Source organism: Anaeromyxobacter dehalogenans 2CP-C (assembly GCF_000013385.1).
Lineage (GTDB): Bacteria > Myxococcota > Myxococcia > Myxococcales > Anaeromyxobacteraceae > Anaeromyxobacter > Anaeromyxobacter dehalogenans_B.
Map to the genome: position 1 here is coordinate 3,822,344 of NC_007760.1, position 23,910 is coordinate 3,846,253.

General features: G+C 76.3%; 21 protein-coding genes. 11 read left to right on the forward strand and 10 right to left on the reverse strand.

Going from position 1 to position 23,910, the window contains the following annotated elements:
* Positions 1-4 precede the first annotated feature (4 nt).
* From gltC to ADEH_RS17175, 3 genes are read right to left on the reverse strand one after another with little or no spacing between them, the layout of a single operon-like run.
* Positions 5-1,747, reverse strand: a complete 1,743-nt coding sequence (gene gltC / locus ADEH_RS17165) for an adventurous gliding motility protein GltC (protein ID WP_011422372.1) — start codon at positions 1,745-1,747, stop codon at positions 5-7.
* 6 nt (positions 1,748-1,753) lie between these two features.
* A complete protein-coding gene (locus tag ADEH_RS17170; RefSeq protein WP_011422373.1) occupies positions 1,754-2,539 on the reverse strand; it encodes an outer membrane beta-barrel domain-containing protein in 786 nt (261 codons plus the stop codon).
* The gene (locus ADEH_RS17175; protein ID WP_232287314.1) at positions 2,536-3,267 is read right to left on the reverse strand and encodes an outer membrane beta-barrel domain-containing protein; all 732 of its coding nucleotides are present in this window, start codon (positions 3,265-3,267) and stop codon (positions 2,536-2,538) included. The genes ADEH_RS17170 and ADEH_RS17175 overlap by 4 nt, the downstream gene beginning before the upstream one ends.
* A gap of 288 nt (positions 3,268-3,555) precedes the next feature.
* Here ADEH_RS17175 and cglC point away from each other — a divergent pair, with 288 nt between their 5' ends.
* Positions 3,556-3,975, forward strand: coding sequence for an adventurous gliding motility lipoprotein CglC (gene cglC / locus ADEH_RS17180; protein ID WP_011422375.1), 420 nt, complete (start codon positions 3,556-3,558; stop codon positions 3,973-3,975).
* A complete protein-coding gene (locus ADEH_RS17185) occupies positions 3,972-4,430 on the forward strand; it encodes a DUF192 domain-containing protein (protein ID WP_011422376.1) in 459 nt (152 codons plus the stop codon). Before cglC ends, ADEH_RS17185 begins: the two co-directional genes overlap by 4 nt.
* Positions 4,431-4,498: 68 nt before the next feature.
* On the opposite strand, the gene ADEH_RS17190 is transcribed toward ADEH_RS17185, so the two are convergent.
* Positions 4,499-4,864 carry a TIGR02266 family protein gene (locus ADEH_RS17190; protein ID WP_011422377.1) on the reverse strand — a complete coding sequence of 122 codons (366 nt, stop codon included), beginning with the start codon at positions 4,862-4,864 and terminating at the stop codon, positions 4,499-4,501.
* A 65-nt stretch (positions 4,865-4,929) separates the two neighbouring features.
* Between ADEH_RS17190 and ADEH_RS17195 the strand changes: the two genes are divergently transcribed.
* Positions 4,930-7,194, forward strand: coding sequence for a type VI secretion system protein (locus ADEH_RS17195; protein ID WP_011422378.1), 2,265 nt, complete (start codon positions 4,930-4,932; stop codon positions 7,192-7,194).
* Positions 7,195-7,207: 13 nt separating this feature from the next.
* On the opposite strand, the gene ADEH_RS17200 is transcribed toward ADEH_RS17195, so the two are convergent.
* Positions 7,208-7,666: a hypothetical protein gene (locus ADEH_RS17200; protein WP_041453653.1), complete on the reverse strand. Its 459-nt coding sequence runs from the start codon at positions 7,664-7,666 to the stop codon at positions 7,208-7,210.
* 109 nt (positions 7,667-7,775) lie between these two features.
* Here ADEH_RS17200 and ADEH_RS17205 point away from each other — a divergent pair, with 109 nt between their 5' ends.
* Positions 7,776-8,237, forward strand: coding sequence for a nuclear transport factor 2 family protein (locus ADEH_RS17205; protein WP_041453654.1), 462 nt, complete (start codon positions 7,776-7,778; stop codon positions 8,235-8,237).
* 115 nt (positions 8,238-8,352) lie between these two features.
* Here the strand turns inward: ADEH_RS17205 and ADEH_RS17210 are convergent, their stop codons facing one another.
* Both ADEH_RS17210 and ADEH_RS17215 read right to left on the reverse strand, forming a co-directional pair.
* Positions 8,353-9,321 (reverse strand): homoserine kinase, encoded by a 969-nt coding sequence (locus tag ADEH_RS17210; protein ID WP_041453947.1) that lies wholly within the window; start codon positions 9,319-9,321, stop codon positions 8,353-8,355.
* A gap of 56 nt (positions 9,322-9,377) precedes the next feature.
* Complete coding sequence (locus ADEH_RS17215) at positions 9,378-9,905, reverse strand: hypothetical protein (RefSeq protein WP_011422381.1); 528 nt, start codon at positions 9,903-9,905, stop codon at positions 9,378-9,380.
* Positions 9,906-10,033: 128 nt separating this feature from the next.
* On the opposite strand from ADEH_RS17215, the gene ADEH_RS17220 reads away from it, so the two are divergent.
* Together ADEH_RS17220 and ADEH_RS17225 are read left to right on the forward strand one after the other, a co-directional pair.
* On the forward strand, positions 10,034-10,858 hold the full coding sequence (locus tag ADEH_RS17220) for a tetratricopeptide repeat protein (protein ID WP_011422382.1): 825 nt from the start codon (positions 10,034-10,036) through the stop codon (positions 10,856-10,858).
* A gap of 93 nt (positions 10,859-10,951) precedes the next feature.
* A complete protein-coding gene (locus ADEH_RS17225; protein WP_011422383.1) occupies positions 10,952-12,616 on the forward strand; it encodes a sigma 54-interacting transcriptional regulator in 1,665 nt (554 codons plus the stop codon).
* A 9-nt stretch (positions 12,617-12,625) separates the two neighbouring features.
* On the opposite strand, the gene ADEH_RS17230 is transcribed toward ADEH_RS17225, so the two are convergent.
* The 3 genes from ADEH_RS17230 to ADEH_RS17240 form a co-directional block, all read right to left on the reverse strand.
* Positions 12,626-13,174: a general secretion pathway protein GspE gene (locus ADEH_RS17230; protein WP_011422384.1), complete on the reverse strand. Its 549-nt coding sequence runs from the start codon at positions 13,172-13,174 to the stop codon at positions 12,626-12,628.
* 85 nt (positions 13,175-13,259) lie between these two features.
* Positions 13,260-14,102, reverse strand: a complete 843-nt coding sequence (locus ADEH_RS17235; RefSeq protein ID WP_011422385.1) for a tetratricopeptide repeat protein — start codon at positions 14,100-14,102, stop codon at positions 13,260-13,262.
* Complete coding sequence (locus tag ADEH_RS17240; RefSeq protein ID WP_232287316.1) at positions 14,099-14,797, reverse strand: OmpA family protein; 699 nt, start codon at positions 14,795-14,797, stop codon at positions 14,099-14,101. Before ADEH_RS17240 ends, ADEH_RS17235 begins: the two co-directional genes overlap by 4 nt.
* 152 nt (positions 14,798-14,949) lie before the next feature.
* Here ADEH_RS17240 and ADEH_RS17245 point away from each other — a divergent pair, with 152 nt between their 5' ends.
* The 5 genes from ADEH_RS17245 to ADEH_RS17265 all read left to right on the forward strand — a co-directional run bounded on the left by ADEH_RS17245 (position 14,950) and on the right by ADEH_RS17265 (position 23,877).
* Positions 14,950-16,311 (forward strand): sigma-54-dependent transcriptional regulator, encoded by a 1,362-nt coding sequence (locus ADEH_RS17245; protein WP_011422387.1) that lies wholly within the window; start codon positions 14,950-14,952, stop codon positions 16,309-16,311.
* 207 nt (positions 16,312-16,518) lie between these two features.
* Entirely contained in the window at positions 16,519-19,281 is a 2,763-nt protein-coding gene (locus tag ADEH_RS17250) for a penicillin-binding protein 1A (protein WP_157061389.1), read from the forward strand.
* A gap of 20 nt (positions 19,282-19,301) precedes the next feature.
* Complete coding sequence (locus ADEH_RS17255) at positions 19,302-20,684, forward strand: FG-GAP repeat domain-containing protein (protein WP_232287317.1); 1,383 nt, start codon at positions 19,302-19,304, stop codon at positions 20,682-20,684.
* The gene (locus tag ADEH_RS17260) at positions 20,681-22,135 is read left to right on the forward strand and encodes an ABC transporter substrate-binding protein (RefSeq protein ID WP_011422390.1); all 1,455 of its coding nucleotides are present in this window, start codon (positions 20,681-20,683) and stop codon (positions 22,133-22,135) included. The genes ADEH_RS17255 and ADEH_RS17260 overlap by 4 nt, the downstream gene beginning before the upstream one ends.
* Positions 22,132-23,877: a sensor histidine kinase gene (locus ADEH_RS17265; protein WP_011422391.1), complete on the forward strand. Its 1,746-nt coding sequence runs from the start codon at positions 22,132-22,134 to the stop codon at positions 23,875-23,877. Before ADEH_RS17260 ends, ADEH_RS17265 begins: the two co-directional genes overlap by 4 nt.
* Positions 23,878-23,910: the final 33 nt, after the last annotated feature.

A 23,910-nucleotide genomic window follows, 5' to 3' on the forward strand; every position in this document is an offset into this window, starting at 1 on the left:
AGCCCTACTTCGAGGCGGTGCCGGGCCGCGAGAGGCGGTCCTTGCAGCCGCGGGTGAGCGTGTACGAGTACGTGCCGAGCTCGTCGCGCCAGAACTCGCCCTCGTACGGCCAGTACAGGTGCTCGTCGGACACGGCCGAGGAGTACTTCAGGTCCTTCACCACCTCGACCTGGCTGCCGCGCGCCAGCGAGCCCTCCAGCGCCTCGCGCTCCTTGCGCGAGACCTCGATCTTGATGCGGAGCGCCTGGGCCAGCAGCGAGCGGAGCTGGTCGCGCTCCCACTCGAGCTTGGCGCGGGTGCGGGCCCCGGCCTCCTCGACCAGCGTGACCTTCTCGGCCCGGAGCTGCTCGCCCAGCCGCTTGGCCAGCGCCGACTGGCGGAACTCGGAGCGCCGCCCGCCGATGCCGCGGTCCATCTCGTCCTCGACCTCCGCGACGCTCTGGGCGAGCTGGCGGACGTTCTGGTCGGTGAACGCGAGCTTCATGATGCGGCGCGGGAGCGCGCCGCCGCGCGCGCCGGTGTCGAGCAGGTCGTAGTAGGCCGCGGGCGGCCGCTGCGCGCCGGTGGTCTTCACGAGCTCGTCGTAGACCGGCTGGTACAGCCCGGCGAACGTCTCGAGCACGCGCCGCGCCTCGGGGTAGCGGCAGTTCTCGTAGTAGACGATGGACTTCAGGACGTAGGACTCCGGGAAGTACTCGTCCTTGAAGTACGGCGACTGCAGCGTGAGCAGGTTGCCGAGCGTCTTCTCGTAGTCGCCGATGCGGTAGTGGGCGTACGACGCCTCCCACAGCCCCTCGAGCCAGCTCTCGCCGCCCCACGGCATCTTCCCGTAGTAGAAGATGGCGTAGCGGTTCTGCCGGTTCTGGTAGTGGATGCGCGCGAGCTGCAGGAACGCGAGCTCGCGGAGCTGCGGGTCGGCCGCCCGCCCGCGCTTCGGGTTGGTCAGGCGGACCACCTGCTTGAACTGCTCGGACGCGCCGACGTCGTCGCCGGAGGCGTAGAGCACCAGGCCGTCCACGAACCGCGCCTTCGCGTACACGTCGCCCTGCTCGCTCGGCGGGGCGTCGCCCTTCGGCGCCGCGGCGCCGGCCTGCTCGCGCACCAGCGACACCAGCCGGCGCGCCTCGCCCCAGGCGCCCCGCGCCTCGTCGGCGCGCCCGGCGTCGGCGAGCGCGCGGCCGCGCTCGAACTCGTACTTGGCGAGCAGGAAGTGGAAGCGGTCCTCGAAGCCGGGCGGGAACGCGTCGCGGGCGTGCTTCGCCACGCGGGAGAGCAGCGGCTGCTCGTTCTTGAGCTTGTTGCCCGCGTAGAACAGCCACTCCATGGAGGAGCCGTAGAAGCGCGAGCCGCTCGGCCCCTTCGCCAGGATCTCGTCGAAGGTGGCGAGCGCCGAGTGGAGCAGGCCCATGCGCGCGAGCGCCTTGCCGAGCTGGTACCGCGCCTCGTCGTGGGCGGCGGCCAGGGCCGGCTCGCGCAGGATCTGGTCGAACGCGAGGGCCGCCGTCTCGGTGGCCTTCTCGTCGAGGAGCCGCTTGGCGGCGTCGAGCCGCGCCTTCGCCTCGGCGGCGGGCGCGGTCTTGCCGAGCTCGAGCGCGGGGAGCGAGAGCGACTCGTCTCGCTTCTGCGTCGCGTTGGGCGCCGGCTTCTTGTCCGGCGCGGTGAGATCGATGCCGAGCTGCGCCTCGGCCGCGGGAGCGGCGGCGAGGGCGGCGACGGCGAGGAGGATCTTGGAGGTGGCGCGCGCCATGGTGGCCTAGTGCCCCGCCCGGTTGTGGAACGGGAAGAAGAACGACAGCCCGATCTCGGTGAACAGCTGGTTCTGGATGTCGTCCCGGGCAGCGCCGCCCTCCTGCCAGTTGGGCACCGGGACCGAGTAGATGTAGTCCTTGAACTCCAGCCGGGCGGCGATCCACTCGGCGAAGAACACGCGGAAGCCGAGCCCCACGTGGCCGCCGAAGGTGCTCTTCGTGCCGGGCTTGCCGCCCGAGACCGCGAGCGCCTCCGCCTGCGTGGCCGACAGCACCTCCTCGTAGGAGATCCAGTCGGCACCGGCGATCACCGAGAGGTCGAAGTGCGCGACGCGCTCCGCGAACACGTTGAGCTTGCCGTAGACCGGCGACCAGCCCACCTCCAGGCCCGTGACCATCTTGAGGTTCCCGGGGACCTGGTAGAGCTGCGCGTCGGCGGCGTCCTGGCAGCCGCCGTTGGAGGGGCACACCACCGCGGACCCGGTCCGGGTGGAGCTGCCCGCCGCCACGGCCGCGCCCACGTAGAGCCACTCCGCCGGGTGATAGCCGAGCTTCAGGCCGCCCCAGCGCTTCGCGTAGAACGCGTCGTTGAGCGAGAGGTTGCCGGTGAGGGAGAGCTCGAGGCGTCCGGCCTTCTGGAAGAGCGCGCCGGACACCGGCGGGATCTTGCCGGCGAAGGCGTCGGACTTGCTCTGCGCCCGCGCCGCGAGCGGCGCCAGCAGGAGCGCCAGCGCGAGCGCGGCGAGCGCCCGTGCGGCGAGGGATCGGATCGTCAGGCCGTCGGTCGTCATGGGTGGACGTACTCGAACGTCGTCGGGAAGAAGAACGAGAAGCCCACGTTCGCGGTGAACACCTTCTGCAGCGTGCTCGGGACCGAGGCGACGGGCTGGTCGGGGTAGAGCGTCGCGAGCAGGCCGAGCTCGAACGCCATCCACTCCCGCGGGTAGAAGCGGACGCCGCCGCCGAGGTCGGTGGCCAGGTGCGGCCCCTCGTTGCGCGGCGCGACGCTGGTCGCGGTCCACACCGCGCCGAACCCGGCGGTGAGGAACAGGTCGAAGTGGATGATGCTCTGGTTGAGGAAGGCCGCCTTGCCGTAGATCGGCGACCACACCCCGGCCAGCATCGCCTGCCCGTACAGATCGGAGGTGAGGAGCTGGCTCTGGAAGGCGAGCTTGCCCTCGCGCACGTTGTCGGTGCGCAGCGAGGTGCCGCAGCCCCAGTCCTCGCGGTAGCAGGCGCCGCGCACCGCGATGGCGAAGGAGTCGTGCACGCTGTACGCGAGCCGCAGGCCGACGCCGAGCTTCTGGTAGAACGCGTCGTTCACCGTGGCCGAGAACATCGGCGCGATCTCGAAGCGCCCGCGCTTCATGAACCCCTTGCGCTGGACGGCCTTCACCTTGTCGCCGAGCGCCACGTCCTTCTCGGAGAAGGGCAGCACCGGCGCCGGCTCGGCCTTCGCCGCGCCCTGCGAGGGCGGTGGCGTGGCCGGCTTGGGCGGCGGAAGGTCATCCGTGCGCACCGGGTCCGCGTCCTTCGCGGGCGGAGGTGGCTGGCTCAGATCGAGCCCAGGAAGGTCCTGGGCGGCCCCGGACAGCGGGACCGCCACGACGAGCAACCAGGCATATGCGAGATGTTTTCTCATTCGATGGCGTCCCACGTACACGGGGCATCCTAGCCAAAGCAAATGGGAGGAGCAACGGAGCGTACCGCGCAGAAATGCGTGATTCTGTGCGCCTGTAGGCGCTTGTAGCGGGTCGAGAGCCTTCCTTGTCGAGCCGCGAGGTGCGTGCTAACGATTCCCACAATCATGCGTCCCCAGGTCATCCGATTGATCGCCGCGCTCGCCTCCGTCGCCGCGCTCAGCGCCTGCCAGAACCCGAACGTCGGAGAGCGCTGCAAGCTCTCGTGGGGGAGCGGCGACCCGCCCAGCCCGCAGACCGCGTCCGGCGACTACTTCGAGTCCGGCAACATCGGCTGCGAGGATCTCATCTGCATCGTCTCGCCGGCCCCCGCGGGCTCCAAGTACGGCGGCTGCTCCGGCGACTCGTGCGGATACTGCTCGAAGCCGTGCGTCTCCGACCAGGACTGCTACAAGTCCGAGACCGGCCTGGTCTGCGACCAGGTGGTGCTCGACCCGGCGTTCCTGGCCAGCCTCGACGAGACGACCCGCCAGCGCTACCTGGGCGAGACGCAGTACTCGTCCTACTGCGTCGTCCCGCGGCAGTGAGCGGCGCGCGCGCCGTGGCCCTGCTCGCCGCCGCGCTGGCGTGTGCCTCTCCCAAGGCACCCGAGCCGGCGCGCCCCGCCGCGCGCGTCATCGTCGAGACCGCGGCGGGCGCGAGCCACGCGGTGCGGGTCGAGGTCGCGCGCGACGAGGCCTCACGCACGCGCGGCCTCATGGAGCGCTCGTCGCTCGCCGCGGACGCCGGGATGCTGTTCGTGTTCGACGAGAGCGACGTCCACACGTTCTGGATGCGCAACACGCTCATCCCCCTCGACATGATCTTCGTGGACGACGCCGGCCGCGTGGTCGGCGTGGTGGAGCGGGCCGAGCCGCTCACCCTGTCGCCGCGCGACGTGGGCGTGCCGAGCCGCTACGTGCTCGAGGTGAACGGCGGCTGGGCCGCGGCGCACGGCGTGAAGGCCGGCGACCGCGTGCGCTTCGAGAACGTGCTGTACTGAGGCCCGGCTCGGTCGAGCGCCCCCCGCCGAGCTCCGCTCGTCGTGAGCCTGTCGAGCCACGAGCGGCGCTAGCCCTTCCTCAGGAGCCGCTTCGCGAGCAGCGGCCCGAGGCTCTCCGACATCAGGCGCTCCACCGTGCCCTCGAACTCGGCGCGGAGCCGCGCGTCGGACCAGACGAAGCGGATGCCCATCCCCGCCTCCTCGCCCTGCGCGCTCGCGTGCACCACCTCGCCGTTCAGCTCGAACGCGGCCGGGCGCCCCGGCACGGCGAGCCGGAACACGAAGCGCGTCCCCACCGGAAGGGTCTTCCGGGTCTTGATGAACGTGCCGCCCTTCGAGATGTTCTTCGTGTAGTCGGCGAAGAAGCTGTTCAGCTTCTTGTAGTCGACCTTCAGCTCGATGGGCGCGCGCGCGTGCTCGCGGTTCTCCGGCATCGCGCGCCATGTTATCCCGGGGCTGGCGCGGCCGATAGCTGCGGCGCCGATATCGGCGGGACGCGATGCTCGATCTCCTCCAGGCGCTGGTCCGCCGGCGCGCCGTGCGCGGGGCCGCGGCGCTGCTCGCGGCGCTGGGGCTGGCGAGCGGCTCGCTCCCGCTGCTCGACGCGCCGGGGTACGAGCTGGCCGAGGCCGGCGCGCTGCTCGCGGCGCTCGTCCTCGGTCCCTGGCTCGGGTTCGCGGCCGCCCGCGAGGCCCGCGCCCGCCCCTCGCCGTCGCCCGCGGCCGCCGCAGCCGCCGCGGGCACGGCCGCGGCGGGCCTCCTCCTGCTGCTGCTCGCGGGCGCGCTGCTCCGCGCCGCGCTCGGGCCGTGCAGCGCCCTCGCCGCCGCCGGCTTCTTCCCGCTGCTCGCCCTCCCGTCCGCGCTGCTCGCGGCCGCGCTGGGCGCCGCGGCCGCCTTCCTCGCCCGCGGCCGCGCCGGGCCGGCGGCGGCCCTGTACGCGCTCGCGGTGCTCGCGGCGCTGGGCGCGGCGCTCCGGGGCGCGTACGCCGGCCCGGCCGCGTTCGCCTGGAGCCCGCTGCTCGGCGCCTGGCCCGGGCCGCTCTACGACGAGGCGCTCCGGGTGGACGGCCGGGTGGTGCTGGGCGCCCTGGACGCCACCGCGCTCGCGATCGCGGTGGCCGCCGCGGCCGAGCTCGCGCTCGGGCCCCGCCGCGCGCGGCGCCGGCTGGCCGGGGTCCTGCTCGCGCTCGCCGCCGCGGCCGGGGCGGTCGCCGCCGCGCGGGGCGCCCGCGCCGCGCTCGGGCTGGACGGCTCGCGCGAGACGGTGGCGCGCGCGCTCGGCGGCGTCCGCGAGGGGCCGCGCTGCACGCTCGTGCTCCCCTCGGAGAAGCCCGACGCGGCCGCGGCCGAGCTGCTGGCCGAGTGCGAGCTCCACGTGGCCGAGGTGGCGGGCGCGCTCGGGATCGAGCGGCCGCCGCGGGTGACGGTGTACGTCTACCGGAGCGCCGAGGAGAAGCGCCGCCTGGTGGGCGCGGCCGGCACCGACTTCACCAAGCCCTGGCGCGCCGAGATCCACCTCGGCGACGCGCCGCTCCCGCACCCGGTCCTGCGCCACGAGGTGGTCCACGCCGTCGCGTCGGCGCTCGCGCCCGGCCCGCTGCGCGTCCCGGCGCGGGCCGGGGTGCTGGTGTCGGCGGGCCTGGTCGAGGGCCTGGCGGTGGCGCTCGAGGTGCCGCGCGGCGCCTGGACGGTGCACGAGTGGTCGCGGGCGGCCCGCGACCAGGGCCGGCTCCCGGACCTGCCCGCGATCGTCGGCCCGGGCGGCTTCTGGACCCAGGCGCCGGCGCGCGCGTACACCGCGGCCGGGAGCTTCCTCGCGTTCCTGCTGGCGCGCCACGGCCCGGCGCCGGTGGCGCGCGCCTACGCCACCGGCGACGTCGCCGCCGCGCTGGGCCGCCCGCTGCCGGCGCTGGTGGACGAGTGGCAGCGCTTCCTCGACGGCGTGAGCGTGCCCGAGGGGCTCCGGCGCGAGGCCGAGGCGCGGCTGGCGCGCGGGAGCCTGTTCGCGCGGCGCTGCGCGCGCGAGGCGGCGGCGCTGGAGTCGGCCGCCGGCGCCGCGGCTGCCGCCGGGCGGACCGACGCGGCCTGCGGCCTGTACCGCCGCGCCGGCGCGCTGACCGGCTCGCCCTGGGCGGCGAAGGCGCGCGGCGACGCGCTGGCGCGGGCCGGCGACCTCGCGGGCGCGCTCGACGCGTACGCGGAGGCGCGCGCCCAGGGCGGGGGCCAGGGCGCGCTCGAGGGCGCGCTCGACGCCGCCGAGGCCGACGTCCGCTGGCGGCAGGGCGACGCCGCCGCGGCCGCGGCCGGCTGGGCGGAGGCGCTCGCGGCCGGCCCGGACCGCGGCGAGGCGAGGCTCCTCTCCGCCAAGCTCGCGGCGCTGCGCGATCCTCGGCTCGCCCCCGCCGCCCTGCCGTACCTGCTCGGCCTGGGCGACGCGACGCTCGCGCTGGCCCGCACCGCGGCGGCGGTGGACGCGCCGCTCGCGGCCTACCTGGTCGGGCGCGCGCACTGGGTCCGCGGCGAGGTGGCGCCGGCGGCGGCCCTGCTCGCCCGCGCGGTGGCCGGCGGCCTCCCGCCCGGGCTCGAGGCCGAGGCGCGCGCGGCCGGCGGCGAGGCGGCCTGCGCCGCCGGCGAGCGCGACGCGGGGGAGCAGGCCCTGCGCGCGGCGCTGGCGCGGGCGGCGGGCGGCGCGGAGCGCGAGCGCCTCGAGGCGGGGCTGCGCCGGTGCGCGTTCGAGGCCGCAGCCCGGCCCCGGTCGCGCTGACGCGGCGGCGACCTCAGACGCCGTTACGGAGCCGGTCGATCGCGGCCTTCGGGTTCTTCACGCCCTTCTTCAGCAGCCACCACCCGACCTTCATGCCGCCCACCGCGAGCACGCCCAGGTAGCCGTGCTCCAGCAGCCGCGCGGTGGACGCGTCCACCCGCACGCGCACCTTCACGGCGGGGTCGCGCTCGATGACGAGCTTGAAGAACTCCACCCCGAACTCGCCCACGTCCTCGGAGCGGAGCCCGGTGATCCGCTCCACCGCCGCGGCCGGCAAGGTGAGCGTGAAGTCCGGGTCCGGCGCCGCGCCGGGCTCCACCGCGGGCGCGCCGCTCGCCATGGTGAAGCGGGCGGGGCCGTCGTCGAGCGCCAGGTTCACGCGCGCGCCGCGCGCCAGCGGCCGGGTGGCCTTGCGGGCGGCGGGGGCGGTCTCGAAGAACGCGCGGAGCGAGGGGAGGCTGGGGTCGGCCATCGCCGGGAATGTATGCGGCGGGAAAGCGCGGCGGCAACCGCCCGCCCCGGCGCCCCGGAAAGGCCAGAGAAGATTGACGCGGCACCTCGGGCGGGACAAAGTCGCGCGCATGACGAAGCGCCTCGCCCTCCTGCTCGCCCTGGCCACGGCCTGCGCTGCGCGCCAGCTCCCCGGCACCAACATCGAGGACACCCGGGACAACCGCGGGGTCTTCGAGGCCATCCAGCAGTACGTCCAGGCCATGGGCCGCCGCGACGCAGCCGCCGTGGTGGCGCTGACCGCGCCGGACTACTTCGACGACGCCGCCACGCCCGCGCCGGAGGACGACGTGGACCGCGCCCTGCTCGCGCGCACGCTGCCGGAGGACCTCGCGAAGGTGGACGCGCTGAAGCTGGAGATCCAGGTCCGCAAGATCGAGGTCCAGGGCGACCGCGCGGTGGCCGAGGTGTTCTACGACGGCTGGTACCGGGTGAAGACCGCGAACGGGGTGGTGCCGCGGCGCGACTCCGACGTGCACCGCATGCACCTGCGCAAGGTGGACGGCCGCTGGCTGTTCACCGCCGGGCTGTAGATCGGGAGCGATCCGGATCGAGCGCCATCCGCCCGCCCCTCGACAGGCTCGGGGCGAGCGGGCGCCCGGAATCCGCTCGCGGTGAGCCCGTCGAACCGCGAGCGGGGCGCGGCCCTCACACCCCGAGCAGCGCCCGGAACCCGCCCTCGCCCATGTCGCGCAGCGCGGCGAGCCGGTCGCGGTAGCGCCGCCAGTCCTTCCAGGCCAGCCGGTCGGCGCCGAGCGCGGCGCGGTGGAACGCGTGGATGCGCGAGGCGGTGAAGCGCAGCGCGGCGTAGCGCGCCCACGGGTAGAGCGCGTCCGCGGTCTCCGGCTCGAGCCGGCGCCTCGACCGGTAGCCGGCGAGCAGCGCGGCCGCGCGCGCCGGGTCGTAGCGGTCCACGTAGCACCAGGCGTTCACCGCGACGCCGAGGTCGTAGGCGAACGGGTCCACGCAGCTCATCTCCCAGTCGAGCACCGCGCCGACGCGGTCGCCGATCCAGAGCACGTTGTCGATGAACAGGTCGCCGTGGACCAGCCCGCGCGGCGCGCCGGGGAGCCGGTCCGCGCGCGCCAGCTCGTCGTCCAGCATCGGCAGCGCCGCCCGCACGTCCGCGTCGCCCCCGCCGTCCGGCCGCAGCTCGGAGATCCACCCGCGCACGCGCTCGGGCGCGTACGGGTTGCGGCGCTCCGGGACGAACCCGGACGCCAGCTCGTGCAGCCGCCCGAGCTGCTCGCCCACGCGGCGGCAGCGCTCGGGGCCGGCGGCGTCGCGCGAGATCTCCTCGCCGGCCGCGTAGGCGAACAGCATCGCCTGCTTGCCCTCGACCGGCACCCAGGGCCGCCCGTCCGCCGCGAGGCGCAGGCGCGCGACCGGGAACCGGGCCTCGTGGAGGTAGCGCTGGACCTCGGCCTCGAACCGCACGTCGGCGTCGGTCTTGCCCTCGTTGAGCCGCAGGAACCAGCGCTCGCCGCCGGTCCACAGGTGGTAGTTCGTGTTGACGCTGCCCTTCGGCTCCGGCTGGACGCGGTCCGGCGCGGGGAGCCCGAAGCTCCGGATCGCGTCGGCGATCTGCTCGCTGGAGAGGACGGTGTAGAGGGCCATCGGTCGGAGCCCGGCGCGAGCCGGGAGGCGGAGCATGCCCTCCAGGGTCGTCCCCGTCAACGGTCCGGGGCCGGCGCGAGCTCCGCCGGCGGCGGGCCCGCCAGCGCCTCGGCGAGCGTGATGGGCCGCCAGGCCGCCTCGACCACGCGCCAGCCGTCCGCCTCGCGCTCGAGCCGCAGCGCGAAGCGGTGCGCGGTGCCCTCGCCGGGCAGGAGCTCCGCGAGCGCCTTTCCCCGGCCGGCCGCGCGCGACAGCACCGCGTCCACCTGCGCCGCGGCGCGGTCCCCGTCCACCGCCACGGTGGCGCCGGCCACCATGGCCGACGCCCAGGCGCCGCGCAGCACCTCGTACGCCACGAGCTGCTTCGCGCCGGCGCGATCCAGGCCGTGCCCCCGGAACCGCTCGGAGAGCGGCGCCACGACCCCGTTCACGTCGCGCGAAGCCACGGCGGCGGCGGAGCCGTCCACCAGCCGGCGGACGCGCGCCTCGTCGTCCTCCTCGCCCTGGCCCCACCGCCAGGCGACGCCGGCGACCGCGATCGCCAGCGCGATCGCCGCCGCCCACCACGCGCTCCTTCGCCTCACCCTCGCCTCCCGGGCGCCCGCCCGTCCGCCCTCTGCGTCCCTGGCCGCGGGGCGCCGGCGCCGGTTAGATTCGGTCCTGCCGACCTCCGCCCCCTGTTCCGGGCGAAACGAAAGTACACTCCGCCGCCGTGAGCCGCGACAAGAAGGACCCCATCGCCCTGTCCGACGCGCACAACTCGCGCGGGATCGAGCTCGCCGACCGCGGCTGGCTCGACGAGGCCATCAACGAGTTCCACAAGGCCATCGAGCTCGACCCGAGCTCCGCGCACGCGCACGACAACCTCGCGACCGTGTACTCGGAGAAGAAGCGCTACCGCGAGGCGCTGAACGAGTACCTCACCGCGCTCCGGCTCGAGCCGGACAGCGCCACCGCGCACTACAACCTGGCCTGCTTCCTCGCCACGCACGGGCCGGACATGGCGATCGCCGAGTACCAGGACGCGATCCAGCTCGAGCCCGACCACCCCGACGCGCACCTGAACCTCGGGCTGACGCTGGCCGACCAGGGCAAGACGGAGGAGGCGGTGAAGGAGCTCGGCGTCGCCATCGAGCTCGAGCCGACCGACCCGTTCCCGCGCCACGAGCTGGCCGGCCTGCTCATGGACGAGGGCGACTACCGGGCCGCCATCGCCCACCTCAAGGAGGTGGTGCGGCTCGAGCCGTCCAACTTCGAGGCCGAGCTGGACCTCGGCATCTGCTACGCGCAGAAGGGCTTCTACGCCGAGGCCGAGCGCGCCTACGCGCGGGCCGCGGCGCTGAAGCCCGACGACCTGCTCCTCAACTACGACGTGGCGGCGCTGTACGCGCTGTGGGGCAAGCCGGCCGAGGCGCTCGAGGCCCTGCGCAAGGCGCTGGCGCAGGACGCCGACAAGGTGCGGGACTGGCTCCGCACCGACCCGATGTTCGACGGGCTGAAGGGCAACGCCGAGTTCGAGGAGCTGGCGAGGGGCTAGCGCCCCGGGTCAGCCACGCACTCCCCGTCTTGCCGCACCCGGAGCGGAGGCCGGACCTTCACCCGCGGCGCGGGGTTGGCTAGCCTCGGGCGCATGCCCGAGCTTGCCTTCTTCCGCCACGGCGAGGAGCTGCTGCGCGTCACGCTCACCGATCGCACCGCGCTCGGCAGCGGCCCGGAGTGCGACGTCTCGCTGCCCGATCCCGCGCTCGCCCGCGTGCAGGCGGTGGTCGAGCGGCGCGCCGACGGGTGGTGGCTGGTGGACCGCTCCGGCGCGGGCACCGCGGTGGGCGGGACGCCGGCGCGCGAGGCGCGGCTCGCCGACGGCGCCGATCTCGCGCTCGGCGCGTGGCGGGCGCTGTTCCGCGCGGCCGAGGGCGTCGCGCCGGGCGCGGGCGAGACGCGGCTGCGCGCGCCCGAGGAGGCGGCCGCCGCCGCGCCGCCGCCCGCGCGGCTCCGGCTCCGCGCCGGCGGGCGCGAGCGCACCGTCCCGGTCACCGCCGCGGGCGTGGTGGTGGGCAAGGACCCGACCTGCGACGCGCCGCTCGACGACCCGTTCGTCTCGGCCCGCCACCTGCGCGTGGAGGCGCGCGGCGGACGGTGGGCGCTCGCGGACCTCGGCTCGACGAACGGCACGTTCATCAGCGGCGCGCGCGTGACGCGGGCGGAGCTGCCGTTCGGCCTGCCGGTGCAGCTCGGGGACGCGGAGATCGTGCTCGAGCCGCGCGAGGCGCCCGAGCCCGCCCGCGCCGAGGCGTTCGAGGGGATGATCTCGCGCGACGGCGCCATGCGGCAGGCGTTCGAGCTGGTGGAGCGGGTCGGCCCCTCGGAGGCGGCGGTGACCATCCTCGGCGAGACCGGCACCGGCAAGGAGCTGTTCGCCCGCGCGCTGCACGCGCGCTCCGCGCGGCGGGACGGGCCGTTCATCCCGGTGAACTGCTCGGCCATCGCCGAGACGCTCATCGAGTCCGAGCTGTTCGGCCACGAGAAGGGCGCGTTCTCGGGCGCGGAGCGCATGCGCAAGGGCGCGTTCGAGGAGGCCGACCGCGGCACGCTGTTCCTGGACGAGATCGGCGAGCTGCCGCTCGACCTGCAGCCGAAGCTGCTGCGGGTGCTCGAGCTGGGCGAGGTGAAGCGGGTGGGCGCGTCCCGGCCGATCCAGGTGAGCGTCCGCATCGTGGCCGCCACGCACCGCGACCTGCGCGCGCAGGTGCGCGCAGGACGGTTCCGCGAGGACCTGTTCTACCGGCTCTGCGTGGTGCCCATCACCGTCCCGCCGCTGCGCCGGCGCGCCGGCGACGTGCGGGAGCTGGCGGAGGCGTTCCTGGCGCGCGCGGCGCCGCGCGGGGTGGCGCTGCGCTGGAGCGAGGAGGCGCTCGCGAAGCTCGAGGCGTACGACTGGCCCGGCAACGTCCGGCAGCTCCGGAACGTGGTGCAGCGCGCGCTCCTGTTCCGCGGCGAGGGGCTGGCCATCGGGCCGGCGGCGGTGACGTTCGAGGACACGCGCGCCGCGCCCGCCGACGGCGGCGACGACGACACGCTCTACGTGCGCGGCCTCACGCTGGAGGAGATCGAGCGGGAGGCGATCCGCCTGTCGCTGCGCCGCAACCGCGGCAAGCGCGCGGCGGTGGTGAAGGAGCTGCGCATCGCCAAGAGCACCGTCATGAAGCGGATCGGCCAGTGGGGCCTGCACGACGAGGGGCGTCCGCCGGGCGAGGCGCCCGAGCCCGAGCCGGACGACGAGGCCGAGGTGGCGTGACGGCGTGGATCAGTTGTAGCTCGACGGATCCGCGCGACGGAGCAGGGTGAGGGGGCTCGTGTCCTCGGGCAGGTCCACCGCGTCCGGGCGGTAGGCGAAGCCGCCGCGCCGGAGCGTCGCGCCGTCCAGCAGCCGCGCGATGGCCTGCTCGAGGTCGTCCTCGGCGGCCAGCACCGGCTTGACCCGCAGGCCGGTGGCGAAGGTGATCTCGTCGAGGACGCCGAGGTCGGCCGGGTCCGCCAGCGCGACCACCACCGCCGCGCCGCGCGGCTCGTTCACGCGCGAGAGCGGCAGCACCTTGCGGGTGCGGATGAGCTTCTCGGGCAGCAGGCGCAGCACCGCCGGCGGCACGTGCCGGTCGCCCAGCTCCATGAACGGCACCCCGAGCTGCGCGCCCACCGCGCCGAGCACGATCGGCTCGCCCAGGAAGCCCAGGCTGACGATGCTGCGGCCGAGGCGCCCGCCCCAGCGGCGCTGGTGCGCGAGCGCGCTCTCGAGCTGGACCGCGTCGATGGCGCCCTGCGCCACGAGCAGCTCGCCGATCCGCATCCTCGCCATCGCTCTCCCTCCACGCACGGTGGAACACCGCCTCGAACGGGACGGAGTGTACCACCTACCTCGGGGGGAGGTGAGAGGAACGCGCCTACTTCCGGCGCGGCTTCTTCGGGGCGAGCTCGGCCTGGAGCTTCTTCGCCTGCGCGGCGGCGTCCGATCTGGGGAACTTCGCCACGAGCTCCTTCAGCACGCCCGGGGCGTCCTTCTTCAGCTCGTCCACCTCGAGCATGGCCCGGGCGATGCCCAGCATCGCGTCGGGCGCGCGCTCGGAGCGCGGGGCCTTCTCGTAGATCCAGCCGTACGCCACCAGCGCCTCGCGCCAGCGCTTCTGCTCCATGCAGATCTCGCCGGAGCGGAACGCGGCCTCGGGGGCCATCGCGTCGGCCGGCCAGCGGCGCACGTACTCGTCGAACAGCGTCTTCGCGACGCTCTTGTCGCCGGTCGCCTCCTCCTTCTGCGCGAGCGCGAGGAAGGAGATCTTGTCGTCCGGCCGGTCGAGCGTGCCGATCCGCTCCTTGGCCTCGAGCTCGTCGAGCGCGCCGCGGCCGCGGAGGGCGGCGAAGCGCTTGTCGGTGCGGTCGGAGAGGGCGGCGACGGACTTCTCGACCTGCCCGAGGCGGTGCGCCTCGACCTCGAGGTCGCCCTTCACGCGCGTGAACTCGTCCTGCAGGCGCTGGAGGGAGACCCCGAGATCGGCGCCGCTCCGCCGGGCAGCGCGGTTCAGCTCGTCGATCTTCTGCTGCACCTCGGCGATCTTGCGATCCACCGCGGCGACGCGATCGGCGACGACCCGCTGCTGCTCGGCGGAGTCCGCCTCGAGCCTGTCGAGGCGGGCCTCCATCTGACGCCCGCGCTCCAGCGGGACCCAGCATGCGGTCAGCAGGAGCGCGAGCGCCGGCGCGGCGGCCCGGATGGAGGTGCGGAGGATCACCGCTCGATCTGGAAGTCGTCGCGGCGGTTCTTGGCCCAGCAGGCCTCGGTCGCCTCGGAGCAGACCGGCTTCTCCTCGCCGTAGCTCACCGTGTCCACGGTGGAGCCGACGCCGAGATCGGTCAGGTACTTCTTGGCGGCCTCGGCGCGGCGGTTGCCGAGCGCGACGTTGTACTGCGCGGTGCCGCGCTCGTCGCAGTTGCCCTGCACGAGCACGCGCTTCGCCGGGGCCTGCTTCAGGCAGTCGGCCAGCTTCTGCAGGTTCTGCTGCGAGTCGGCCGTCAGGTTCGAGCGGTCGAACGCGAAGTGGACGCTGAAGGCGGTGACGTCGGCGCACTCGGGCGGGACGGACGCCTCGGGGGCGGCGGCGGCGCAGCGACCGGCCTGGCACTTCTCACCGGCGCCGCAGTCGCGATCCGACGCGCAGGAGCCGGGCTCGCGGGCCACGCAGCGCTCGCCCTGGCACGTCTGGCCGGCGGGGCAGTCGGTGTCGGCCGCGCACTGGGGCTTCGGAACGCACGCGTTGGCGCGGCACACGAAGCCCTCCTTGCAGTCGGAGTCCTGGCCGCACTCCTGGCAGCGGCCCTCGACGCAGACCTTGCCGTACCCTTCCTGCTCGGCGCAGTCCTGGCTGGTCTTGCACTCACCGTTCTTGGGCTTCGACGGACAGCCGCCGAGGACGAGGGCGCCTGACACGGTCAGGGCGAGAAGGAGAACACGACGCATGACGACCTCCAGTCGTAAAATGACAAGTCTGGGAACTTGGGGACGTCCGCTTATTGGCTCCATTCGGATCGGCTGTCAAAGGATTTCCTTCTCGCAGAACCATCCGGGATTAACATCCCGGCATGCCGGCGACGGTCCTCGTCGTGGACGACGAACGCAACATCCAGCTCACGCTCTCGCGCGCGCTCTCCATGGAGGGCTACGCGGTCGAGACCGCCTCCGGCGGCCGCGAGGCGCTCGAGAAGCTCGCCGCACTCCCGGTGGACGTGGTGGTCATGGATGTGCGGATGCCCGACCTGGACGGGCTCGCAGTGCTCCAGAAGGCACGCGAGACCCGGCCGGAGCTGCCCGTCGTGATCATGTCCGGGCACGGCTCGATCGACACCGTGCGCAGCGCCTTCAAGCTCGGCGCGTTCGACTACCTCGAGAAGCCCATCACCGAGAAGGAGAAGCTGCTCGTCGCGGTGAAGAACGCGCTCGCGCTCCAGTCGCTCCGCGCCGAGAACGCGGCGCTGCGGCGCGCGGCGGGCCAGCTCGAGATGATCGGCGGCGGCCCGGCCATGCAGCGGCTGTTCGACCTGGTGCGCCGCACCGCGCCGTCCGAGGGCCGCGTGCTCATCACCGGCGAGAACGGCACCGGCAAGGAGCTGGTGGCGCGCGCCATCCACGACCAGTCGCGGCGGCGCGACCGCCCGTTCGTGAAGCTGAACTGCGCCGCGGTGCCGGCCGAGCTGATCGAGAGCGAGCTGTTCGGCCACGAGCGCGGCGCGTTCACCGGCGCGGTGGCGGCGCGCCGCGGCCGGTTCGAGCAGGCGGACGGCGGGACGCTGTTCCTCGACGAGGTGGGCGACATGCCCGCCGCCATGCAGGCGAAGGTGCTGCGCGTGCTGCAGGAGGGCGAGCTGGAGCGCGTGGGCGGCCAGCAGACGCTGCGCTGCGACGTGCGGGTGGTGGCCGCCACCAACAAGGACCTGCAGGCCGAGGTGGCCGCGGGCCGCTTCCGCGAGGACCTCTACTACCGGCTCAACGTCGTGCCCATCCACACGCCGGCGCTGCGCGAGCACAAGGAGGACGTGCCGGAGCTGGCGGCGCGCTTCCTGGGCGAGGCCTGCGAGCGGAACGGGCGCCGGGCCATGCGCCTGGGCCGCGAGGCCATCGCCGCGCTCCAGACGCACGACTGGCCCGGCAACGTGCGCGAGCTGCGCAACCTGGTGGAGCGGCTCGCCATCCTCTGCGACGGCCCGGAGATCGGCGCCGACGACGTGGTGGCGATGCTGCCCGGCGCCCGCCGCCCGCGCGGCGATCGCCTGCGCGCCGGCGCCGCGTTCCACGAGCTGGTCGAGGAGGCCGAGCGCGAGATCGTGCTCGCCGCCCTCGAGGCGCACCAGGACAACGTGTCCGACACCGCCCGGGCCCTGGGCCTGGAGCGGAGCCACCTCTACAAGAAGATGCGCGCGCTCGGCATCAAGCGCGGCGCCGAGTAGCCGCCCGCCCGCCCCTGCCCGGCCGTGTCGCCCCGGCCACTGCCGGCGTGTCGCCCGGGACACGCCCGCACGGAATCCGCTGCGCCGCCGCGCGTTCCATGACGATGGGGCCCCTGGCACGCCGACTGCTCCCCCAGGGGCATGACCTTTCGCCGCCGCGGCGCTTTGCCGGACGCCACCCCGGGAGCTATCGTTCGAGCCCTCGCCGTGGACACCCCCTCCCACCCCGCCACACCGCCCCCGGCCGCCGTCCGCGCCGCCGAGGGCGAGGAGCCGCCGCGCGTGCGCCGTCGCATCTCCCGCAAGTCGAAGCGGCTCCTCCGCGCCGCCGCCCTGACCGTGCTCGCCGGCGGGCTGCTCGGCGGCGGCCTGCTCGTCGCCTGGACCCGGGAGCTGCCCGCGTTCGACGGCCTGAAGGACTACGCGCCGCTCGTCTCCACCCGCGTCTTCGGCGCCGACGGCGAGGAGGTGTTCCAGTTCGCCCGCGAGCGCCGCACCGTGGTGCCGATCGACGGCATCCCGGACGTGCTGAAGAAGGCGGTGCTCGCGGCGGAGGACGCGCGCTTCTACGAGCACGAGGGCGTGAACTACCTCGCCATCGCGCGCTGCGCGGCGAAGGGGCTGCTGGGCGGCGGCGTGAAGTGCGGCGGCTCGACCATCACGCAGCAGGTGGTGAAGACGTTCCTGCTGCCCACCGAGTGGCGCGTGAAGCGCAAGGTGAAGGAGCTCGTGCTCGCGCCGCGGCTCGAGCAGAACCTGACCAAGGACGAGATCCTCTACCTGTACCTGAACCAGATCTACTTCGGGCACCGGCGCTACGGCGTGGAGGAGGCGAGCCGCTTCTACTTCGGCAAGGGCGTGAAGGACCTCACGCTCGGCGAGGCGGCGGCGCTGGCCGGCGTGATCCAGTCGCCCATGCGCTGGTCGCCGGTGAACCACCCCGCCCGCGCCAAGGAGCGGCAGAAGTACGTGCTGCGCCGGATGATGGAGGAGGGCTTCATCACGCGGGCGCAGGCCGAGGCCGAGGCGGCGCGCGCCATCCGCACGCGCCCGCCGCCGGAGGATCCGCCCGGCGCCTGGTACGCGGACGCGGTCCGGAAGTACCTGGACGAGCGCTACGGCGCCGAGGTGGTCGAGACGCAGGGGCTCCAGGTGGACGTGGCCATGGACGCGCGGCTGCAGGCGGCCGCCGAGACCGCGCTCGAGGGCGCGCTGCGCGCCGTGGACAAGCGCCAGGGCTGGCGGGGCCCGCTCCTCCACCTCGACCGGCCGCGGGTGGAGGCGGCGCTCCCGCTCTGGCGCAAGCGGCTCGAGGCGATCGAGCCGGGCCCGGGCGACGTGTACGTGTGGGACCTCGGGCGCGTGAACCCCGACCAGATCGAGCCGGGCGAGGACGCGGAGCAGGAGCGCGACGTGGCGCGCATGGCGCGCGCGCGCCGGCTGGAGGACGGCGGCGTCTACGCCGGCCTGGTGCGGGAGGTGGACGACCGGGCCGCGGTGGTGGACCTGGGCAACGCGCGCGGCGAGGTGACGCTGGCGCAGGCCGCCTGGGCCCGCAAGTGGAACCCGACCTCCGCCACCGCCGCGCCGAAGAAGCTGTCCACGGTGCTGCAGCCGGGCGACGTGGTGAACGTGCGCGTGGTGCCGGGGAAGGTGCCGGCCGCGCGCACCGCGGCCGCCGGCAAGCCGCTGCCGCTCGCGCTGGAGCAGACCCCGCTCGTGCAGGGCGCGCTGGTGGCCATCGACCCGGCCACCCGCGGCGTGCGCGCGCTGGTGGGCGGGCTCGACTTCCAGGCGTCCCAGTTCAACCGCGCCACGCAGGCGCGCCGGCAGCCTGGCAGCGCCATGAAGCCGTTCGTGTGGGGCGCCGCCATCGAGTCGCGCCGCTTCACCCCGGCCACGGTGGTCTACGACACCCCCGACCTCTACCGCGACCCGTGGACCGGCAAGGAGTGGAAGCCGCGCAACTTCGAGAAGGACCAGTTCGACGGCCCCATGCTGCTGGCCTCGGCGCTGGCCCACTCCAAGAACACCGTCTCGGTGAAGCTGGTGGACGCGCTCGGGGTGGACGCGGTCATCGGCTTCTCGAAGCGGATGGGGATCGCGTCCGAGCTGCCGCGCAACCTCACGCTCGCGCTCGGGACCGGCGAGGTGCTGCCCATCGAGCTGGTGAACGCGTACGCGAGCCTCGCGGCGAACGGCTTCCAGACGCCGCCGCTGGTGGTGCTGCGCGTGCGCGACCGCACCGGCAAGGTGCTGGAGGAGCAGCGGCCGGTCGCGCCGCCGGCGCCGTCCCCGGACGGCGCGGTGGTGGTGACCGCGTCCGCCGTCGATCCGGCCGGCGCCCCCGCGGCCCCGGCCGCCGCGCCCACCCCCGCCGCCCCTGCGGCCGCCCCGGCCCCCGCGGACGCGGCCGCCGGCGCGCTCGCCGCCGCGGCCCCGGCGATCGCCGGCGCGGGCGCCACCGCCGCCCCCGCGCCGTTCGTGGTCCCGGCCTCGGGCACCCGGCCCGACGTCTCGTACGTCGTCACCTCGATGCTGCGGGGCGTGATCGAGGGCGGGACGGGCGCCGCCGCGCGCGTGCTGGCGCGGCCCGCCGCCGGCAAGACCGGCACCGCCCAGGACCACCGCGACGCCTGGTTCGTCGGCTACACGCCGGAGCTGGTCGCGGGCGTGTGGGTCGGCTTCGACGACCACTCGCCGCTCGGGCCGCGCGAGACCGGCGCGGTGGCGGCGCTCCCGGCGTGGATCGCGTTCATGCAGGGCGCGCTGGGCGGACGGCCCGCGACCGACTTCGATCCGGTGCCCGGCGTCGAGCTGGCGCGGGTCGATCCGCAGAGCGGCATGCTCGCCCCGCCCGACCAGGCCGGCGCCCCCGCGCTGCCGTTCCTCTCCGGCACCGCGCCGGCGCAGGAGGCCTCGTCGCACCCCGGCTCCGCGCCGCAGAACTTCTTCATGGACGACCATTGACGCCGCGGGCGGCCATCCCCGTGCTCCCGCCCGCGCTGCTCGCCGCCCTCGCGCTCGCCGCCCTCCCCGCCCGCGCCCAGGCGCCCGGCGCCGCGCCCCCGGCGCTCACCGCCGCCGCCGAGGCGCTCGCGGACGCGCTCGGGCCGCCGCCGGACGGCCGGCGCGCGCTGACGCTCTCGGTGGAGACGCGGGCGCGTGCGCTGGCGGCGCCGCTCGAGGCCGCGCTGGAGGCGGCGCTCGCCCGGCGCGGCTACGCCGTGACCCCGGCCCGCGTCCCGGCCAGCGAGGCCGAGGAGGCGGCGCGCGCCTCCGGCCAGGACTGGCTCCTGCGCGTGCAGGCCGGGCTGGTGCCGGGGCGGCGCGAGCTGTCGCTGGTCGGCGAGGCGATCCCGGCCTGGGCGTCGTTCTTCCTGCAGCACCGCCCGGGCGCGCGCGCCATCCCGCCGCGGCTGGTGCAGGCCCGGGCGCCCGCGGATCCGGACGCGCTGCTGCTCGCCCGCGAGGACCGGCCGGCCGGCGCGGGCTTCGCGAGCGTGCGCGCGATCGGGCAGGTGCCGGACGAGGTCCTGGCGGTCGCGGTGGGCGAGCCGGGCGAGGCCGGCGTCCGCGCGATCGTGGCCGTGACCGCGTCGGAGGCCTGGGTGATCTCCACCGCCGGCGCGCCGGTGGCGCGGCGCCCGCTCGACCCGGGGGAGCGCACGCCGGTGCGCGCGCCCGCCGCCGCGCTGGCGGTGGGCGACTTCGGCGGCGGGCGGATCGCGGTGCGCCTGGCGGGCGCGGCGCGCGGCGAGGTGCTCGCGCTCCGCGACGGCGCGCTCCAGCCCGCCGGCGCGCTCGACGGCACCCCGCTCTGCGCCGCCGAGGGCCTGCGCGTGTGGGGCGCGTTCGCGCCCGGGCGCGGCGAGCTGCTCGACCGGCTCGCCGCCGATCCGGCCGGCGTGACGCCGGCAGCCGCCCCAGCGGACGCCGCCGCGCCGGCCGCGCCGCGGCGCCTCTACCGCGCGACCGCGGCGCCGCACGGCGGCCGCGTGGCCGTCGCCGCGCTGGGCGTGGACGGCCGGCTCGACCTGCTCGGCGCCGACCTCGCGCCCGCCGCCCCGCCGCTCCGCGGCGTGGGCGCCGGCCTGGCGCTCGCGGATCTCGACGGCGACGGCGCGGCGGAGCTGGTGGCGTCCGAGCCCGGCCCCGGGGCGCCCGATCGCGTCCGCGTGCTGCGCACCTCCGGCGGCCCGCCGCTCGCCGAGTCGGGCCCGATCGCCGGGCGCATCCTGGCGGGCGCCGGCGGGGACCTCACCGGCGACGGCGTGGACGACGCGGTCCTCGCGTCGATCGCCGCCGGCCCGGACGGCCGGCCGGTCACGACGCTCCTGCTGGTGAGCGCGGACGCGCGGGAGGCCCGGTGATCCGGCGCGCCGCCGCGCTCTGCCTCGCGCTCTCGCTCGGCGCCGGCCTGGCCCGCCGCGCCGCGGCCGCGGTCCCGCCCGCCTCGGGCGGCGAGCTCCGCGTGCTGCTCCCCGCGACGCCGCGCGTGGGCGATCCGGCGCAGGCCACCGCGCCCCAGGACCTGGCGCTGGTGCGCGCGCTGCAGGCGACGCTCGTGGAGCTCGACGCCGGCGGCGGCCTCGCGCCGGGCCTGCTCGCCGAGCTCCCCGCGCCCGAGCCGGGCGGGGTTGCCTACCGGCTGCGCCTCCGCCCCGGGCTGCGCTTCGGCGACGGCACGCCGCTCCGCGCCGCCGACGTGGCGGCGAGCCTGGCGCGCCTGCTCGCGCGGAGCGGCCCCGCGCGCGAGCCGTCCCCGCACGCCTGGGTGCTGCTCCCGGTCGCGGGCGCGGACGCGGTGCTGGACGGGCGCGCCGCCGCGCCGGCGGGGCTCGAGGTGCTCTCGGACCTGGAGCTGCGCATCGTGCTCGCGTTCCCGTTCCCGGAGCTCCCCTGGGCGCTCGCCGCGCTCCCCTCGGCGGTGGTGTCGTCGCGCGGCGCGGGCGCCGGCCCGTTCGTGCTCGACGGGCGCGACGCGCGCGGCGTCCGGCTCGCGCCCAACCCGCACGCGCTGCGCGGCCTCCCGTTCGCCGACCGCCTGCTGCTCGGCGCCGCCGGCGCGCGGGACGCGGCGCGCGCGCTCGAGCGCGGCCAGGCGGAGCTGGCCCTCCGGCCGGAGGCGGTCTCGGACGGCGCCGTCCCCGCCGCGCCGCTCACCGTCACCGTGCTGGCGCTCCAGCGGTCGCGCCTGGGCGCGGGCACCGAGGCGGTGCGGCGCGCGCTGGAGGCGGTGGACCGGGGCGAGCTGGCCCGCCGCTTCGTGCGCGGCCCCTCCGCGCCGCTCGAGACGCTGGTGCCCCCGGCCCTCCTGCCCGGCCGGCCGCGCCCGCTCCCGGCGCCGCTCGCGACCACGCCGGCCCCGCGGCAGCTCACCCTGCTCGTCCCGGCCGGCGCGCCCGAGGCCCGGGCCGCCGCGGATCGCCTGCAGGTGAAGCTCCACGACGCGGGGATCCGCGCCTCGGTGGAGGAGGCGCCGCCGGAGCGCTTCGCGGCGCGCCTCGCCGCCGGCGACTGCGAGGTGGCGGTCGTCTCGGTCCCGGTCCTCGGGCTGCGCCCGGCGCTCGCCGCCGGCCAGGTGGCGCTGGCCACCCGCGGGCCGGCCGCCGCGCGCCGCGCCATGGCCGCGCTCGCGGGGCTCGACGGCCCGGCCGCGCTGGCGCGCGCCGCCGAGCTGGAGCGGTCGCTCGATCTCGTGCCGCTGTTCGCGTCGGGCCAGCGCGCCTCGCCCGCGCCCGCGCTGCAGGGCGCGTCGCCGCGCGCCGACGGCGGGATCGACCCGGGCGATCTCTGGCTGCTGGGGGGAGGCGCGCGATGACGCTCCGAACGAAGCTCGCGCTCGCGTTCTCGCTGTTCGCGGCGGTGCCGCTCGCGGCCACGCTGGTGCCGGTGTCGCGGGCGCTGGGGCGCGCGCTCACCACCGAGCACGCCGCCCGCCTGGACGGCGCCGCGGCCGCGGTGCAGAAGGAGCTGGCGCGCCTGGGCGAGCACGCCGCCGGGGCGGTGACCGATCTCTCGCGCGCGCCGGAGCTGGAGGCGCTCGCGCGCGACCGCGCCGCCGACGGGGCCGAGCTCGCCGAGGCGGCGGCGCGCGCCGGCGAGTGGATGGGGCCGCGCGGGCTCGACGTGCTCGCGGTGCTGGAGGCCGACGGGCGGGTGGTCTCGTCGGGCCACCTGCCCGGTCGCGCCGGCGATCCCGACCCGGAGCTGGCCGACCTCCCCGGCGCGGCGCGCCCCGGGCGCGCGGTGCCCCGCGTCGTCTCGCGGGCCGGGCCGGAGGGCGTCGAGCCGGTGCTGGCGCTGGTGGCCTGGGCGCCCGGGCCGGGCGAGCCGCCGCTGCGCGTCGCCGGCGGCGTCGCGCTCACCGAGGCCCGCGCGGCCCGCCTCGCCGCGCTGACCGGCGGCGCGGTGGTGATCCGCTCCGCGGACGGCGAGGTGGTGGCGGCCGCGTCGGCGGAGGCGCCCGGTCCGGCGCGCGGCTGGCGGCGGCTGCGCCTGCTGTTCGGCGGCCTCTCGGCCGCGCCGCGCCGGACCATCGCGCTCGGCCCGGCCGACGCCCCGGTGGCGCGGGTGGAGGTGTCGCTCGCGTCCGAGGGGCTGGCGCGCGCCGAGACCACCGTGCTGCTCGCGTTCCTGGGCGCGCTCGCCGCGGGCGTGGCGGCCGCGGCGACGCTGGGCGCGGTGCTGGCGGCGCGCATCACCCGGCCGCTGGAGGGGCTGCGGGCCGCGGCGGCGCGCGTCGCCGGCGGGGACCTCGCCGCCCGCGTGGACGTCCGCGCCGGCGGCGAGGTGGGCGAGCTGGTGCGCGCGTTCAACGCCATGACGCAGGACCTGGCGCAGGGGCGCGTCCGGCTCGCGCAGGCGGAGCGCATCGCGGCCTGGCGCGAGGTGGCCCGCCGCCTGGCGCACGAGATCAAGAACCCGCTCACCCCCATCGCCATGAGCGTGGAGACGCTCCGCGAGGCGCACGCGCAGGGGCGCGCCGACTTCCCGGAGATCTTCGACGAGGGCACGCAGGCCATCGGCGAGGAGGTCCGGCGGCTGAAGCGGATCGTGGACGAGTTCAGCCGCTTCGCGCGCCTGCCCGCGCCGGAGCGCGCCGAGGTGCCGGCGGAGGAGCTGGCGGCGGCGGTGCTGGCGCTGTTCCCGGCGGCGCCCCCGGGCGTCGAGGTCGAGCGGGCCATCGCGCCGGACCTCCCGGCGGTGCTGGCCGACCGCGACCAGGTCATGCAGGTGCTGCTCAACCTGGTCCGCAACGCGCTCGACGCGATGCCGTCCGGCGGGCGCCTGCGCCTGGCGGCGTACCGCGACCGGGACGCGGTGGCGTTCGAGGTGTCCGACTCCGGCCCGGGGATCGCGCCCGGCGACCTGGAGCGCGTGTTCGAGCCCTACTTCACCACCAAGCCCGGCGGCACGGGGCTCGGGCTCGCCATCGCGCGCCGCATCGCCGAGGAGCACGGCGGCGCGCTCGACGCGGCGTCCTCGCCAGGCGCGGGCGCGACGTTCACGCTGAGGCTGCCGGTGGCGCGGCCGCAGGCGCAGGCGGCACGCGGCGCCTGATCGCGCGGCGAAGCAGGGGGGAGCGGGGGCGCA

Bases quoted from the DNA above. Each gene is read 5' to 3' on its own strand.
- gltC (WP_011422372.1), bottom strand. From the start codon at position 1,747: ATGGCGCGCGCCACCTCCAAGATCCTCCTCGCCGTCGCCGCCCTCGCC.
- ADEH_RS17200 (WP_041453653.1), bottom strand. From the start codon at position 7,666: ATGGCCGACCCCAGCCTCCCCTCGCTCCGCGCGTTCTTCGAGACCGCC.
- ADEH_RS17195 (WP_011422378.1), top strand. From the start codon at position 4,930: ATGCTCGATCTCCTCCAGGCGCTGGTCCGCCGGCGCGCCGTGCGCGGG.
- ADEH_RS17170 (WP_011422373.1), bottom strand. From the start codon at position 2,539: ATGACGACCGACGGCCTGACGATCCGATCCCTCGCCGCACGGGCGCTC.
- cglC (WP_011422375.1), top strand. From the start codon at position 3,556: ATGCGTCCCCAGGTCATCCGATTGATCGCCGCGCTCGCCTCCGTCGCC.
- ADEH_RS17205 (WP_041453654.1), top strand. From the start codon at position 7,776: ATGACGAAGCGCCTCGCCCTCCTGCTCGCCCTGGCCACGGCCTGCGCT.
- ADEH_RS17190 (WP_011422377.1), bottom strand. From the start codon at position 4,864: ATGCCGGAGAACCGCGAGCACGCGCGCGCGCCCATCGAGCTGAAGGTC.
- ADEH_RS17230 (WP_011422384.1), bottom strand. From the start codon at position 13,174: ATGGCGAGGATGCGGATCGGCGAGCTGCTCGTGGCGCAGGGCGCCATC.
- ADEH_RS17265 (WP_011422391.1), top strand. From the start codon at position 22,132: ATGACGCTCCGAACGAAGCTCGCGCTCGCGTTCTCGCTGTTCGCGGCG.
- ADEH_RS17210 (WP_041453947.1), bottom strand. From the start codon at position 9,321: ATGGCCCTCTACACCGTCCTCTCCAGCGAGCAGATCGCCGACGCGATC.
- ADEH_RS17225 (WP_011422383.1), top strand. From the start codon at position 10,952: ATGCCCGAGCTTGCCTTCTTCCGCCACGGCGAGGAGCTGCTGCGCGTC.
- ADEH_RS17245 (WP_011422387.1), top strand. From the start codon at position 14,950: ATGCCGGCGACGGTCCTCGTCGTGGACGACGAACGCAACATCCAGCTC.